General features: G+C 40.5%; 10 protein-coding genes. All 10 read right to left on the bottom strand.

The window, feature by feature from the left end:
* Nucleotides 1-76 precede the first annotated feature (76 nt).
* The gene (locus E3D81_RS08725; RefSeq protein WP_245153178.1) at nucleotides 77-1,522 is read right to left on the bottom strand and encodes a RagB/SusD family nutrient uptake outer membrane protein; all 1,446 of its coding nucleotides are present in this window, start codon (nucleotides 1,520-1,522) and stop codon (nucleotides 77-79) included.
* A 20-nt stretch (nucleotides 1,523-1,542) separates the two neighbouring features.
* Nucleotides 1,543-4,689, bottom strand: a complete 3,147-nt coding sequence (locus E3D81_RS08720) for a SusC/RagA family TonB-linked outer membrane protein (RefSeq protein ID WP_134777159.1) — start codon at nucleotides 4,687-4,689, stop codon at nucleotides 1,543-1,545.
* 592 nt (nucleotides 4,690-5,281) lie between these two features.
* On the bottom strand, nucleotides 5,282-6,367 hold the full coding sequence (locus tag E3D81_RS08715; RefSeq protein WP_134777158.1) for a formylglycine-generating enzyme family protein: 1,086 nt from the start codon (nucleotides 6,365-6,367) through the stop codon (nucleotides 5,282-5,284).
* Between the two features lie 85 nt (nucleotides 6,368-6,452).
* Nucleotides 6,453-7,859: a Gfo/Idh/MocA family protein gene (locus E3D81_RS08710; RefSeq protein WP_099365539.1), complete on the bottom strand. Its 1,407-nt coding sequence runs from the start codon at nucleotides 7,857-7,859 to the stop codon at nucleotides 6,453-6,455.
* 268 nt (nucleotides 7,860-8,127) lie between these two features.
* Nucleotides 8,128-9,429 carry a TolC family protein gene (locus E3D81_RS08705; protein ID WP_134777157.1) on the bottom strand — a complete coding sequence of 434 codons (1,302 nt, stop codon included), beginning with the start codon at nucleotides 9,427-9,429 and terminating at the stop codon, nucleotides 8,128-8,130.
* Between the two features lies 1 nt (nucleotide 9,430).
* On the bottom strand, nucleotides 9,431-12,508 hold the full coding sequence (locus E3D81_RS08700) for an efflux RND transporter permease subunit (RefSeq protein WP_134777156.1): 3,078 nt from the start codon (nucleotides 12,506-12,508) through the stop codon (nucleotides 9,431-9,433).
* Between the two features lie 13 nt (nucleotides 12,509-12,521).
* Nucleotides 12,522-13,583, bottom strand: coding sequence for an efflux RND transporter periplasmic adaptor subunit (locus E3D81_RS08695; RefSeq protein ID WP_134777155.1), 1,062 nt, complete (start codon nucleotides 13,581-13,583; stop codon nucleotides 12,522-12,524).
* Between the two features lie 105 nt (nucleotides 13,584-13,688).
* Nucleotides 13,689-15,038 (bottom strand): hypothetical protein, encoded by a 1,350-nt coding sequence (locus tag E3D81_RS08690; protein ID WP_134777154.1) that lies wholly within the window; start codon nucleotides 15,036-15,038, stop codon nucleotides 13,689-13,691.
* A 10-nt stretch (nucleotides 15,039-15,048) separates the two neighbouring features.
* Nucleotides 15,049-15,864: a hypothetical protein gene (locus E3D81_RS08685; protein ID WP_134777153.1), complete on the bottom strand. Its 816-nt coding sequence runs from the start codon at nucleotides 15,862-15,864 to the stop codon at nucleotides 15,049-15,051.
* A 43-nt stretch (nucleotides 15,865-15,907) separates the two neighbouring features.
* A complete protein-coding gene (locus E3D81_RS08680) occupies nucleotides 15,908-16,444 on the bottom strand; it encodes a hypothetical protein (RefSeq protein WP_134777152.1) in 537 nt (178 codons plus the stop codon).
* Nucleotides 16,445-16,498 lie beyond the last annotated feature (54 nt).

Below are 16,498 nucleotides of genomic sequence, written 5' to 3'. Positions count from 1 at the left end.
GGGCAATCGCCCTCCTTTTTTTTGATCATTAACTTAATGTAATATAAACCACGTTCTATCAATAAAAACTTCTCTATTATTTGTTGATATCTGGATTATCAATAATTTCACGCAAAGGAATTGGAAAAATATATTCCGGATCCGTTGGTAGGATGCTTTTTGCTGCACCAACAGAAACGATAGGCATATTTCTCCGTTGTAAATCTGGGATTCGGAAACCTTCTCCTAACAACTCTATCCTTCTTTCCAATAAAATAGCTTCTACCAATTTAGCCCTACTGTCAAATGTTGGGAATACATAATTCGCATCCGAACGATGTCTAATCGCTTTTAATAAAGCCAATGCTCGCGTCTCATCCCCTTCTTCTGCTTCAGCCTCGGCTAGATTTAACAATACTTCAGCATAACGGATGGCCGGAACCCAATCCAAGTAAGTTTCCACATCTGTAAATTTCGTTAGATATCGAAAGGTGTTGGCATACAAATCCGTCAGATCTCTTTTTCTAGCATCCGTAGCTGGCCAATTCGGATTATTATAAATACCGGTACCTGAAGTATTAATATGATATTCCAAGTTTCCGATATTATAATAATAGGATAATTGATTTTGTGTACCTGGGACGTTGGTTAATTCAAATGGGAAACTCAAAATTCGTTCGGCACTGATCCGATCTGCATAAACCGTCGCTACTCGTCCAAGTAGTTCCTGATGAGTACCAGTTTTTGTTTTAAAAGGAGCAGTAGCGGTTACTAATTTATTTCCCTCTTCAATTACCTTAGGAAAATTCTTCATCGCTAAATAGATACGTGTTTTGAAGGCGATTACCGTGTTTTTATGTGCTCTTGTCGAAGTCCTATAACCATTGGAGTGACTCATTGGGACATCGATCTCCGATTCGTTCAGATCCTTTAGGATTTGATCATAAATTGCTTTTACTGTTGAACGTTGTATCGCATTATTTTCTGTCGTTTTTTCAGGTTTCAAACGCAGAGGAATACCTTTTGATGCACCATTATCAGCAACGTATGGCTTAGCAAACAATTGCACCAATGCATAATAGGCCATTGCCCTCACAAATTTCGCTTCCGCAATATATTCCTTCTTTTTGGCGTCCGTAATAATATTAGGACCTAATTTGGCCATTTCATCCAGGAAAATATTAACCCGATTGATGGTTAGATATCCTGCTACCCAAAAACCACCTACGTAACTGTCCGCAGGATCATTAGTAAACAAATAAACCGTAAAACCGGTTACCCCCCCATTTTGGGCTCTGTTTAAAAACTCATCGCCTCGGATGTCGTTATAAATCAGATACCGTCCTCCATATAAAGCACCACTTTTCAACGATGCATATAGACCATTTACTTGCCCTTCAATCCTGGTAGCTTCTGCACTGATTTGATCCTCCGGAATCTCCGTTTCTGAAGCTCGGTCAAGAAAATCCTTCCCACAGGAATTAACCATTAAATAAACGGCTAAAAACAGGAATCTTGCTAATATTTTTGTTGTTGATTTCATTTTTTTCATGTCTTGATAATTTATAGCCCTAGATTAATCCCAAATGTAAAAGTCCGACCGTTCGGAATCGAGTTCCGCTCTACACCAGAACTGAGGTTACTGTTACCATTCGAGGAAATTTCTGGATCCACACCGGTATATTTTGTAAGTAAGAAGGCATTATGCACAGAAACATAAAACCGAACAGAAGAAATCTGCGCACGTTGCAAGAAATCCGATGGTACTCGATAGCCAACTGTGGCCGTCTGAAGCCTTAAAAAATCTCCTTTTTCTACATTGGCCCCAATGGCATAAGAAGATCCATTGGAAACATTATCATTGTAGATGGCCAATGGAATTTTAGCATTTTTATTTTCTGGCGTCCAAGATTCCAAAATTTCAGTGGAGTTATTCCAGATCCGTTGATCCAATAAGCCCGCTCTTGTTCCATTGTAAATATAGTTCCCTCCCGAGTAGGTGAAATTCAACTGTACATCGAAATTGCGGAATTGGAAATCATTGTTGAAACCCCCATACCATGTTGGCAAGGTATTTCCCATGGCCACCGCCTGATCTGCAGCTGTAGGAGCTGTTCTACCGTCCAAATAGGTATATGCAGCCCCAGGTGCTGAAGGTTGAAATTGAACCTTTTCACCTTCTTTATTGATGAAGATCCTTCGTCCATTTTCCGGGTTTACCCCTGCGGTAGGAACGGCATAAATTTGCGCCGCAGACTTTCCTTCTTCCGTTATACTTGTTGTTTCCAACGTAGCCGTACTGGCAATTATCGGTCTACCATCGTAAAGTTTTGTCACCATATTTTCATTGGTTGCAAAATTCACATTTGTATTCCATTTAAAATTTTCTCTTCGTATAGCTTGAAAATTCAGAGAAAATTCCCATCCTTTATTATACATACTACCCACGTTCATCAGAATAGAACTGCCAGGGATACCTTTTGACAACGTTTGTGGAACAGCCAAAATCATATTATCGATATCCTTGTTGAACCAGTTCACTTCTGCCGTCAATCGATTATCCAACATGGTAAAATCCAATCCAATATTGGTTTGGCTGCTTGATTCCCACTTCAGGTCCTTTAAGCCCGCTTGTGCGAAAGCCACAATACCATCTTGCCCATAAACACCCGCTGTATATAGATTATTGGTGGCATACCAGTTTGTTAGATTTCCATTACCAACACGCCCCCAACTTCCTTTAAAACGCATGGAATTGAACAACTCACCCAATACCGAGGATTCAAAGAAATTTTCTTTTGAAATGGTCCAGCCTAAGGATGCACCTCCAAAATTACCCCAACGATTGGCCGCTGATAAAGCCGAATTACCATCTCTACGAATATTTGCGGTGATGAAATATTTCCCAGCAAAATCATAATTCAAAGAACTTAGGTACGACTCAAAGGCCTGTTCTCCAATCCCGTTTCCACTTGGTAGGTTATTTTTATACCCTCCTTGAAATTGGTTAAAGAATCGATCGGTGAGAGCTGTTCTTGTACCACCCCAAGTTTCCACCCGGTTCAATTGAGATTCATGACCAACCAAAAGCACGAAATTATGATCATTAATGGATTTTGAATACACCAGGTTATTCATGAAAATCCAGTTATTAGCCTTAGCCGTATTATTCGATGCAAAACCTTGGTAACTGAACCCATCTCCATTTATAGGATTCCAAAAAGTCTGGTTTCCGGTATTCCTCAAGTCCCAAGTATAACTAGAAGAGAATTTTAACCCTTCAATTATATTGGCCTCAAAATTTGCATTGGCAAATAAACGATTGGTTTCCGATGTGTTTTTATCCAAGTCAATGATCGGCATAGGGTTTGGATAATTTGGAGCAAGGACATTCTTACCTTTTCCAATAGAATTACCGGTAACACTATAACCACCATCTGGTAAATAAGGGGAAACATTCGGTGCTTGAACAATGGCAATCCGACCAAGCCCAGAAGTATTGAATGCTGCACCAGGAACTGATCCTGAATTGGGTGACTGGTTATGACTGTTCGTGTAACTAAAAGATCCGCCAAATTTAAATCTATCGGACAACCGATGATCTATATTCGCTCTAATTGCCTTTCTTTTAAAATTGTTCTTGACCAAGATCCCGCGTTGATCCGACATGTTGCCTGAAAAATAATAACTTGTCTTTTCGGTTCCGCCAGTAACACTTAAATTATGGTTATGGGATATTCCATTTTGATAAACTAAATCCGCCCAGTTGGTTTCCACAATACGGCCGTCTTCCAAGGTGTCTAGGAAAAAGCCTCCTGCCTGAGGAAAAGACCCCTGAGGTAATCTCGGATTCAAGGCTCTTGCATTAGCTATAGCTTTGTTTTTGTGGGTTACATATTGTTCTGCATTAAGGAGCTCAGGTAATCTGACCGCTTGGGAAGAACCCATCCAGCCATCATAGCTGAACTTGGCATCGCCTGTTTTTCCGCGTTTTGTCGTAATCACTAAAACCCCGGCTGCAGCTCTCGAACCATAAATCGCCGTAGAAGCTGCATCCTTTAAAATATTGATCGAAGCAATATCTTCAGGATTGATATCTCCTAGCGGGTTATTCGCCGAAGAGTTGGAAGATACGTCTCCTGTGGAGATCGGAATTCCATCCACTACGACCAACGGAAATGAACTTAAGGAAAGGGAACTTAGACCCCGAACCCGAACTACAGGAGGGTTGTTCAGCACCCCTGAAGGTTGAATAATATTCACACCAGATGCTTGTCCTGTCAAACCTTGACTAAAACTCTGTAAAGGCCGATTAGCAACTTTATCTCCAGCAATATTTGCCGATGATCCAGTAAAACTTTGTTTTCGTTGTACCAAATATCCTGTTACAACTACCTCATCCAACACCTCCCCAACAGCAAGGAGAGAAATATTGATAACCGTTCTTGAACCAACTTGGGCAGATTGATCCTGATAGCCTACATAAGAAAATAATAATTTCGCTTGTGAATTTGGAACGGTGATGGTGAACTGTCCATCTTGATTGGTTTGGGTGCCTAAAGTTGTTCCAGATACTAAAACTGAAACACCTGCCAAAGGTTTGGAATCGCTTGCTGAAGTAACTGTTCCAGTTACTTGTCGACTTTGTGCATACGCTTGTCCCATCATCATCCAGATGAGCAAACAAAAGAGTAAAATTTTTTGTTTCATACGTTTAATTAGTTTGTTGTTTGTTAATTGGGGCTTACACTGGCGCGTAAGCTGCTAAATAACTACCATGTTATTAATCATTAATTAAATATTCAAATTTAATTTTAATTACACAAATATTTTTTGAAAAATTAATACATTTCAATTCATTAATATTTTTAATAAAGATAATATTAGGTGTAGGAATTAATAAAAATTATGATTGATTAATGTTGTGGTATAAAAAAGAAAGTAAATAAAAATAAAAAGGAGGGCGAGTGCCCTCCTTGTCAGATTTGCTATTGAAAAATTCTATGAAATAACCCGCATTATAACCCCGCGCCATTGCGAAGAACGAAGCAATTTTTATCCCCACGTCATTGCGAGGAACGAAGCACCCCACGTCATTGCGAGGAACGAAGCAATCTTCCCCCATGTCATGCTGAGCGAAGTCGAAGCATCTAAATTTGGTACCCGTATAGATCCTTCGACGCTGCTCAGGATGACACTAATCTAAAGATTGCTTCGTCGTACCTCCTCGCAATGACGACGAGAACGCAATGACGCAAGAGTTTCTCGCGATGACGGAGAGCGTACCTAGGCAACAACACACCTAAATATCAACAACACACCTAAACCCTACATTATTAGTCGGCGAATTCACTTCCCCTTTCCCCCTACTCCCCGCCTTATACCTTTCACAATACTCATCATTACATAAAAAAGAACCACCGCGCTGCACCCTCTTCACTGCCCCAGGCTCCTGCGGATCATAAGAGTCCTTAGGTCCCTTTGGATTATCCTTAGCACTCTCCCCATAATAATCCGGTCGATAGAAATCCGAACACCATTCCCATACATTCCCCTCCATATCATACAACCCATAAGCATTTGCCGGATAAGATTTTACAGGAGCTGTCGTTTCATACCCATCCTCCTTCATATTCTTCAATGGAAACTTGCCCTGATAAATATTCGCCAACCATTTCCCATCCTCTAATTTCTCGTTCCCCCAATAATAGGTTTCATTCATATGCTTACCAGCTTTCGCCGCAAACTCCCATTCCGCCTCCGTAGGCAAACGCTTACCAGCCCATTTCGCATAGGCTTCTGCATCCTGATATGCCAACTGAGTAACCGGATGGTTTTCTTTTCCTACAATAGAACTCCCAAGACCCTCCGGTTGCCGCCAATTCGCATCAGGCACATACCTCCACCACTGCAGATGGTTCTGCAAGCCTTCCACATTAGCCGGCGCAGCAAAAACAGCCGATCCTGGCACCAACATAGCCGGATCAACCCCCGGAAACTCCTTAGGATCCAATGGGCGCTCAGCAACCGTCACATAACCCGTCGCCTTTACAAAAGCCGCATACTGCGCATTAGTCACCTCATGCGCATCCATATAAAATGGCGAAACCCTCACCTCATGAATAGGCTTAGCATCTTCAAAAGCATCAGAACCCATCCGAAACAAACCTCCTGGTATATAAACCATTTCCACTTCATCCTTACCTTGAATACGCTGCAAGGAATCGCCCTGGTTCACCAAAGAAGCAAAACGAGAAGGAATACTTCCATTATGGCATACCGCCGCAGAATCTGAAGGCAATAAAGAATTGGAATCTTGTTTTTTATTCGTTGACTCACAAGCCTGTAGAGCACAAGCCAGAAGGATCAATAGGTTGATTTTCTTCATGATAGAACGATGATAACAAAAAAAAGGTTGCTATCCAAAGAAAGCAACCTCTTATAAGGGGATTATTTTAAATTATACGTATTCGTTACACGTCCAATTGAATGTTCTTTCCGTTTACTTTCGCACGGATTTTCGTGTTTCCACCACCATTCAAGGTCATGTCGTGTGGCTTGTTGGTTTTCCAGTTACCTCTTGTAAAGTCAGGAACCTCTACTGTACGACTGTTTTTAGCAACAGACTGTACGCTCAAAGGAACTACAGCACTCCAAGATGCACCATCATATACCGACTGATCCAATGGCAAACCATTACGCAAACAGTCGATCATACGCCAGTCCATCATGAAGTCCATACCACCATGACCACCAACTTGCTTCGCTTGTTCACCAATGAACTTCACCAATTCTGGTGTGTATTTGTCATATAGACCTTTCAATTCTTCTGGTTTGATGTAGCTATGACCAAAAGCAATTCCTTCTTGCGGATACTTCTGTGCAAAACCTTTGGTACCACTCAATAAGTGAATACGGGAATAAGGTCTTGGCGAAGTTACATCATGTTGGATCATCATGGTTTTACCTTTCTCCGTCTTGATCAACGTAACGTCCATGTTTCCTCTGTATTTCTTGCCCACAAATTCTTGGTAGAAAGAATCCTTAGCAGCCAATTCCCTAGCCTTATCAGCCATTTGGAAATCATTGGATTGCATAGCCACTAAATGCGTCATTCTATCACCGGTGTTGATGTTCAAACATTGTGCGATCGGGCCAATACCATGTGTTGGGTACAGGTTACCATTCATCTTGATGTTCTCACGCAATCTCCACATATTGTCATACCCGTTCTTGTTGAAGTTCAGATCCAATAGATCGTGGATATAAGCGCCTTCCGCATGTACCAACTCCCCGAACATTCCCTGACGGGCCATATTCAAAGTCAACATTTCGAAGAAATCATAACAACAGTTCTCCAACATCATACAGTGCTTTTTGGTAGCTTCTGATGTTTTCACAACTTCCCAGATTTCGCTAATGGTCAATCCGATCGGAACTTCAGTAGCCGCATGAGCACCTGATTTCATAGCTTCGATCGCCATTGGCGCATGGTACTCCCAAGGTGTACAGATATATACTAGGTCTAAATCTTCATTCTTTAGCATGGTTTTCCAGCCATCTTCGCCAGAATACGCTTTAGCTTCTTTTAATCCTTTTTTGGTCAGGATGGTCTGTGCTTTCGTTACACGGTCAGCATGCTTATCGCATAAAGCAACAATCTCTGCACCTTCGATGTAAGAAATACGATCAACGGCACCAGGACCACGCATTCCTAATCCAATGATAGCAACTTTTACTTTATCAATTTTTGGAGCAGCAAATCCTGCCATGTTAAAGTTTGGAGCTGCAAAAACTTGGTTATTTAATGAAGGTAATGCAATTGCCGCTGACGACAATAAACCTGCCTTCTTCAAAAAATCTCTACGGTTGTTATTCATAGTATATAATAAATAAAGAAACTAAGTTACAAAATTATGGGGGACTAATAGCCCCCCAATAAATCACCTATTTTAAAACAAACTAAACAGTCGAATTTTGAAAACTATCAAATTATTGAATTTCATAATTTGGTTGAGGAGCTTGATAATCAAACCCCTAATACAAGTATAATACGTTTTTCAGTAATTCAAAAATGATTTGGAAATGCAAACGTTTGTTCAATTTACACAACCGATTGCTTTACTGTCATTTTCTTGAGACAATTACCTAAAGATCGATGTTCCCTATAATTTCCTTCAATTGCAACTCTGATAATTTAGCTTGTAAACGAGCGGAATTAAATCGAGATATCGCATTGATGAAGTTCTCCTGGGCATCCCTGAACTCCACTGCGCTGATTGTTCCGATCCTATATTTTTCGAGGGTGATATTCAAATTCTGACGGGCTATAGCCGCATTGTTATCTTCTAAACGTGCCAAAGACAAGTTGGTTTGGTACGTCTGAAAGGCGGTAGATATCGCTGTTCTAACCATTAGATCCTGTTGTTGGATTAATAGGTCCGCACTTTCTAATATTATCTTGGCATTTCTTTCATTCCTCCGTTGGTTAAAGCCATCGAACAGGTTAATCGATGCCGTAACACCATAATTCAATCCACGCGAATTGGAACTGGAAACGAATCCCAAGCTGGATTCGGATTCCGAAAGGTTATACCCAGTGGTCAAACGTACTACTGGATATCGCCCTGCCCTAACCCGTTTCACTTCCAGTTCGGCCATCCGTTTGTTCACTGCTATGATCTGCAGATCCGGGTTATGCGCCCTAGCTTTCTGCAATAAATCTTCGAAAATGAGGGTATCGTCATATTCCACATCCCTTTCCACATCAAAATCAATACTCAGCTCCCTTGCCATTAAACTGTTCAGATTGATCTTCAGATTCTTGACTACATCGGCCTGCCGCAACCGGCTAGATTCATCTTCGTTCAAATTCACCTGCACATTAAGCACTTCTAAGCGAGAGGCTTTTCCGATCGAAAACCTGTTTTCTGCTGTTTTCAACCTTTCCTTCGAGATATTGATACTGGAATCAATGGCCAACAACAAATTCTGCTGTTCCACTATGGTATAATAGGTAGAGATTACATCGGAAACCGTCGTCAATACCGTTTTTTTCAATTCAAACTCCCCTTGTTTCCGCAATTCCTTCAATTGGTCATAACGAGAGAACATACCAAAACCATCAAAAATCGTCCATCCTACACTCACCCCGACCGACATACTGTTGTTTTTGGCATTCCTTAAAGAACGTTCATCTCCATTGGACTGCGTCTGCCTGGAGTTCTGCACACTATTGCTCTGGGAGAAATTTCCCGTCACATTTGGTAGCATACCTGCATTACCGTAGGTCACATTTTCCTCGGCAATCCTTAAATCATTACTGGAAAGCTTGATTTCATAATTATTCTCCAAGGCTATTTCCACGGCCTCTTGCACCGTTAATAGCCCCTGAGCTTGAGAACCCGAACAAGCCAACATCAATAACCATATGATCCCTAAATTCTTCATGTTATTCTTCAATTTGCTCCAATTCTGGATTCTTATGTTTCTTTCTGGACATCATTAAATAAAAGGCAGGAATGACAAATAAGGTCAATACCAAGGCAAACATGGTTCCACCTACAATCACAACCCCCATACCGATCCTACTGGTGGATGCCGCACCTAAAGACATCGCAATAGGCAATGCCCCCAAAGCAATGGCCAAGGAAGTCATTAAAATAGGCCTCAACCTGGCTTCCGAAGCGGTTACCACTGCTTCGTATTTTTCCATTCCTTCTTCCCGCAACTGATTGGCAAATTCAACGATCAGAATACCGTTCTTGGTTACCAGACCAATCAACATGATCGTACCGATCTGACTGAAGATATTCCAGGATTGGCCAAATAACCACAGCGAGAACATAGCCCCTGCAACAGCCATCGGAACCGTGATGATGATGATGATCGGGTCGATAAAACTTTCAAATTGTGCTGCCAAGATCAAGAAGATCAAAAGAACAGCTAATCCGAACGCAAACATGGTATTCGATCCACTTTCCACGAAATCTCGGGATTCACCCCCCAAGTCCGTGGTAAAGGTATCATCCAACACCTTTTCCTTAATAGCTTCCATTGCTTCAATACCGTCGCCCATACTTTTACCTGGAGCAAGTCCCGCAGAAACCGTAGCCGACATGTAACGGTTGTTATGGTACAATTGCGGCGGACTACTCCGCTCCTCGATTTCTACAATATTATCCAACTGTATCAATTCTCCTTGACCATTCTTCGCATAGATAGATGCCAGATCCATTGGTGTAGAACGATCCTTCCGATCAAATTGTCCCATCACCTGATACTGCTTTCCATTCATCATGAAATATCCAAAGCGCTGGCCGGAAAGAGACATCTGTAAGGTCTGTGCCACATCCAATACCGATACGCCCATAGATTCTGCCTTTTCCCGATCAATCGTAACGTAGATCTCCGGCTTATTAAACTTCAGGTTCACGTCAGTAATGGAAAACGTCTTATCGTTTGCCAATTCTTCCATAAATAAAGGAATCTTTTCTTCCAATTTCTGGAAATTAGGGGCCTGGATAATATATTGAATAGGCATACCCCCACGTCGGTTCACCGAAATGGTGGGTTGTTGGGAAACTGCCACCCTGGCCTCAGAATATTGCCTGGTCAATTTCGAAAGATGATCGGCGATTTCAGCTTGCGATCTCTCCCGTTCATCTGGCTGAACCAATCCCAACCGAACAAATCCACTATTGGAAGACGCAGAACCGAATCCTGGAGAAGTGATCACTAAGCTCACTTTCTTTTCAGGCACCGAATCATTGATCAACATCGTGAGATCCGTCATAAAACGATCCATATAATCGTAGGAAACCCCTTCAGGTGCCGTTGCCCGTAAACTGATATAACTACGGTCATCATAAGGAGCAGTCTCCTTTGGTAATAATTGATAGAAAAGATAGATCAAACCAAAACAAAGGATAATCGTCGCAAAACTCAACCATTTATATTTCAGGAAACTTTTCAGTCCACTTGCATAATCCTTGTTCATCATCTCGAAATACTTCTCCGTTCGGATATAGAACTTGGAATGTTTCTGCTCGCCACCTTTCATTAAATAGGCATTCAACATCGGCGTTAAGGTCAGGGAAACAAAGGCCGAGATCAATACCGCCGCCCCGATGACGACCCCAAATTCTCGGAAAAGCCTTCCCACGAACCCTTCGAGGAAGATTACCGGCAGGAAAACCGCAGCTAGGGTAACAGAAATGGAGATAACTGCAAAGAAAATCTCATTGGAACCTTTGATGGCCGCTTCTATGGGCGACATCCCCTCTTCCACCTTCTTGAAAATATTCTCCGTAACTACAATACCATCATCCACCACCAATCCCGTTGCCAGTACGATAGCCAACAAGGTCAATACATTGATGGAAAACCCGCAGAGGTACATGATAAAGAAAGTAGCGATCAAAGAAACGGGTATATCGATCAAAGGTCGGAATGCAATGGACCAGTTTCTAAAGAATAGGTAAATAATCAGTACCACCAGGACAATCGCAATCCCTAAGGTCTCCACTACCTCCAGCACCGCCTTTTTAACAAAAAGGGTATTATCGATGGCAATATTGGTTTCAAACCCCTCAGGCAGTTCATTCTCTAACTTTTCATATTCCTTGTGGAATTGGTCTGCGATGTCCAGGTAATTCGTTCCTGGCTGTGGAATGATGGCCAAACTCACCATCGGAAAACCTGAATCCGACATTTTGGTTTCAAAATTCTCCGCCTCTAGCGCGGCTTTACCTACATCCGAAAACCGGATGATCCGGTTGTTGTCCGAACGGATGATGATATTGCTGAATTCCTCTTCTGTTGCCAGATTCCCTAAAGTCTTAATGGCGAGTTCCGTATTTGCTCCGGTCAGCTTTCCCGAAGGAAGCTCTACATTCTGTGTGTTCAGCGCATTCCGTACATCCATAACCGTCAAGCCATAGGAAGCCAGTTTTACCGGATCGATCCACAAGCGCATGGCATATTTTTTCTGCCCCCATATTTGAACTGAACTTACACCGGGAATGGTCTGCAATCGCTGTGCAATAACATTCTCCGCATAATCCGATAGCTCCAATACGTTTTTCGTGGCGCTCTGAATGGTCATGGTGATAATGGGCTCCGAATCGGCATCCGCTTTGGAAACTACCGGCGGGGCATCGATATCCTGAGGCAAGCTGCGTAATGCTTGGGAAACCTTATCCCGAACATCATTGGCTGCCTCTTCCAGGTTTTTGTCCAAGTTAAATTCAATACTGATGTTACTGGACCCTTGGTTACTGGAGGACGAAATATTCCGGATACCATCGATGGAATTAATGGCCTTTTCCAAAGGCTCTGTAATCTGGGATTCGATAATATCGGCATTCGCTCCGGCATAATTAGTCCTTACGGAAATCTGCGCCGGGTCAATGGAAGGGAATTCCCGGATCCCTAAAAAGGTATAGCCAATGATCCCGAACAGGATCAAGACTAGGTTCATCACAATCGTCAGAACCGGACGTTTTATACTTAAGGTAGATAAACTCATTTTTATTCGCTTATTAACGAAGTGTGACTTTCACTGCTGCACCATCACGCAAAGACATCACCCCTGATGTCAGCACGGTATCCCCAGCTACCAATCCCGATGTGATCAACACGTCCTCATCCGTACGTGCGCCCGTCTCCACCATAACCTCTTTTGCTTTACCGTTTCTCATCACAAAAATCTTCTTCCCATTCTGAATCGGGATTAATGCTTCTGCTGGGACCAATAGGCCATCCTCTACCGTTTCCAACGGAAAAATGATATTCGCAAAGGTACCTGGCATCAGTTTAGCATTGGGATTTGGTGTGACCGCTTTTACCAATAAGGTCCGGGTATTCAGTTCAACAGATGGTTCTGTTGCATAGATCTTGGCAGTAAACTCGCCTTCTACTCCTTGAACAGAAAACTTGATCTGATTGTTCACCCGTACTTTGTTGGCATATTTTTCCGGAATGGAAAAGGAAATCTTTACCCGATTGGTGTTCACCAACTGTGCCACATTGGTGGTCGGCGTGATATAACTTCCTTTGGAAATATTACGAAGACCGATCGTTCCCGAAAATGGCGCCTTAATTATGGTCTTGCTTAATTGCGCTCTTATTAATTGGATCTGTGACTGTGCCGTACGAAAATCTGCACTTGCAATATCATATTCTTCCTGGCTTATCGCCTCTTTCTCCAACAATAATTTTGCTCGGCGTTCATTTTCACCCGCCAGGTTATTGCGGGTCTGCGCCTGCGCCAATTGGGCCTGCAATTCGGCGTCGTTGATCTTCAGCAGCGTCTGCCCCTGTCCAACCCTACCACCTTCCGAAAAATTGATGGACTCCACCAGACCAGAAATCTCCGAATGGATCTCGATCTGTTCGTCGGCTTCAATAGAACCCGACAAGGAAAGGAAATCAGAAAATGGCTGACCCTGTATCACTTTTCCATAAACTTTAGAAGCCGCCCTTGGACCTCCAGGACCACTTTGCTTTTCCTCTTTCTCCTTATTGCTTATCACACGATAAACAATCAAGCCTACAACAATTGCTATCGCAATTCCTATCAAGATAATGGATCTCTTTTTCATTCAGTACATGCACTTTAGTGCGAATAAGGGTTTATTGCTAAATAAAACGAACTGAAAATTAGCGAAAAAAGGGATACGATTCTGTAATAATATTATTATACAGTGCTAGAGGGCTGTAATGGAGTAGGTAATAAGGCCTGTATACCGCCCTTTTTCTACATGGATGAGCTGATGGGCGGCTGTAGGGCGAATGGAGTAACGGATATTGTAGGAGCCATCGATGATGCCTTGCCCAGAATGAATTAAAACTTGTGGTTCAACACTTAATTCAGCAATTTGATTAATTCTCGAATCTTCAGAGGAAGGGCCAATAGAAATATTACTAACGGGGATTTCTGAGTCATTAAAATACAAACTGCTAAGATTAGATCTGACAGTAACTTGAAACGGAGCATTTTTACTTATAAGTACATGTCCTGCATAGTCCTTATGAACACCATGAAGATAATTCTCTGCAGAATTCAATTCAAGACTTACAGAACTCGTACCCAATTGAAATTCAGTCATTTCTGGAATTTCAATTTGTACATCCATTGTTTGATTCTGATTGATATTTACATCTGTTTCATCCTTAATTTGAATATTTATTTGTGTTTTATAAGTTCCTGGCTGTAAAAAAGATGATTGAAGATAATCTTCATTAATTTTGAATCCGTAATAAATTAAGCTACTGTTACCTATTGGTACATCTGATATTGCCCATAACCTTTTTGTTCCTGTACTAAGATCAGAATAAGTATTATTAACCATTGTTCCCCCATGGATTTGAAGTTTAGATACTTCAACATTTTTATTTTCATAATAGCTTGATCCAGAAGAGAATGTATAATCAAAACTTGGGTTTATAGAATTAAAATCAGCAACTATTGGCATAGAATGGAAGATTGATGTCGTAAATGGTACTTCAAATAAAAAACCACTTCTATAATAGGAAATTTGATCAATTGGAAGTTTTATTTCTCTATTCACATAATTTGGCTCAAGAACTTTAGGAATCACAAGGTCAAAACGGATTGGACTCGGCCTGACTTTAGTAGAAAGCGCCTCAGTTTTAGCTTTCAATTGTATTATCGTATGGTAAGTTGCAGCAGTCAATGCATATTGTTTTAAATTTAATATTTCGTATCGAATATTAAAATTACCATTTTTCAGTTGCGTACTTGAATTCTCATCAGTTAAAGCAGTTGATTCTGTTGATAACTGAATTTTTGGATATATTTTACTCTCTTGTTCTACTGATAGCCTTAAAAGACCCACTGGTAAATCAGATGTTAGAAATTCATCATGAAAATAACTGTATTCAGATAAAGCTAATACCTTATTAGTAGCTATCAAACCTCTGGTATATTGGTAGCCAGTATGTAATAATGAATGACTACCAACTTTAAGTTTTGCAAGGTCCAATTCCATCCTTACATTTTGCCCATAACCTAAAGATAGATTAATCAGAAACATTATTAATAACTTAAAGTTTAACATGAATTTTCTTTTCCCCTATATTCAATTCATAATTTTCGCCTAGATCTAAAAAAGAAACAAGTTTATAATTTCCTTCTTCAATTTCCTTAGGAAGTTTAATGGTTTGAAATTGTTTATCTAAAGGCATAATAGCGAAAGCCACGGGTTCTAACTTAAAATCTTTGCCTGTATCTATGTTGGTCAATTCAGTCCTTATTTGTCCATTTTTATGGATATAACCATTATTTTCAAAATCAATTCTCAACAATCTTACCTTAGATTCTTGCTGTTCTTGGTATGAAATATTGGTAAAAACTACTTCACCTTTTTTTGCTGTTATTGGTGTATGAAAAATTTGTACACCAAACTCGTAATTAATTTTAATACCTATGGACGGATGATTTGTTTCCTGCTCAATGCCATTAATCTGTGTTAAAAAAAGCATAGAATTACTGCTGCGTATTTCTTTGAGATCTAATGGAATCTCCATTTGAATAGGAATATTCAATACTTGATTTGGCAAAACTCTAATTATGGATTCATTCATCCTAATCCAATTTGCATTCGAAAAGGCCAATGTTCCAGGATCTCTATATTCCTTTCTCCCGATAGAATCCCTAGTCCAATCCCTTAAATTCACTTGAAATTCATATATCTTTTCACCATGATTCGTAATCTTTATAGTATTACTGGCCGAATGACCAGGCTCTGTACTAAAATGTAAAATGGAAGGAGAAATAGAAATATCTTGTCCCCAAGACAGCGAGGATACAATTAAAAGAAACTGGTATAAAATGGACAGAATAAACTTTTGAAAATTCATATTTAAAAAAACAGGGGATTTAGTATCCCCTGTTGAAAAACAATTATTTTGCAACAACAGTATATGTTAAAACGACATTATACTTTTCCTTAGGAGCTTCTACCAATAAAATATTGGGTTCAATTTCATATTTAAAATCAAAACCTTGGCCTAATGTTGGTACACCTCCGGTATAGATTATTTGATCTGCGGTCGTTGGAACAACTGCTGTTCCAAATGTGGTTGTTCCATTTAATGCAGTTGAGATTTTAATTATACTTAGAGGCAAAGTACTTGATGAGGTGGAAGAAGAAAAATTAGCTGTTTGAGCTTTAACATTAATCTCATAGTTTTTTGTACTCAATACACGCAACTGATCAGCCACCACTTTTGTTTGGGTTTGACGGTAATCTGCTTCCCCACTAAAATCGAAATCAATCTGATTCGAACCAGTAGCCGTACCGCCATCTCCAGTACCTCCACCACTAATAACATCTTTCAATTCAATATTTAATGTTATATCTCTACTTTGACCATGCACAACTTGAAAAATGCTCAAACAACCTAGTGTTGCAAACATTAAAATGGATTTCTTTATCATAAAATCTAATATTTAAAAATATGATACTAATTTAATTAATATATCTTATTAGTT

It is taken from the genome of Sphingobacterium sp. CZ-2 (genome assembly GCF_004526235.1).
GTDB classification, from domain to species: domain Bacteria; phylum Bacteroidota; class Bacteroidia; order Sphingobacteriales; family Sphingobacteriaceae; genus Sphingobacterium; species Sphingobacterium tenebrionis.
The sequence above is the reverse complement of the archived record's forward strand: the minus strand, read 5'-3'. Positions and strand labels throughout refer to the sequence as shown.

Coding starts and splice junctions, on each gene's coding strand:
- E3D81_RS08725 (WP_245153178.1), bottom strand. CDS start 1,522: ATGAAATCAACAACAAAAATATTAGCAAGATTCCTGTTTTTAGCCGTT.
- E3D81_RS08720 (WP_134777159.1), bottom strand. CDS start 4,689: ATGAAACAAAAAATTTTACTCTTTTGTTTGCTCATCTGGATGATGATG.
- E3D81_RS08715 (WP_134777158.1), bottom strand. CDS start 6,367: ATGAAGAAAATCAACCTATTGATCCTTCTGGCTTGTGCTCTACAGGCT.
- E3D81_RS08710 (WP_099365539.1), bottom strand. CDS start 7,859: ATGAATAACAACCGTAGAGATTTTTTGAAGAAGGCAGGTTTATTGTCG.
- E3D81_RS08705 (WP_134777157.1), bottom strand. CDS start 9,429: ATGAAGAATTTAGGGATCATATGGTTATTGATGTTGGCTTGTTCGGGT.
- E3D81_RS08700 (WP_134777156.1), bottom strand. CDS start 12,508: ATGAGTTTATCTACCTTAAGTATAAAACGTCCGGTTCTGACGATTGTG.
- E3D81_RS08695 (WP_134777155.1), bottom strand. CDS start 13,583: ATGAAAAAGAGATCCATTATCTTGATAGGAATTGCGATAGCAATTGTT.
- E3D81_RS08690 (WP_134777154.1), bottom strand. CDS start 15,038: ATGTTTCTGATTAATCTATCTTTAGGTTATGGGCAAAATGTAAGGATG.
- E3D81_RS08685 (WP_134777153.1), bottom strand. CDS start 15,864: ATGAATTTTCAAAAGTTTATTCTGTCCATTTTATACCAGTTTCTTTTA.
- E3D81_RS08680 (WP_134777152.1), bottom strand. CDS start 16,444: ATGATAAAGAAATCCATTTTAATGTTTGCAACACTAGGTTGTTTGAGC.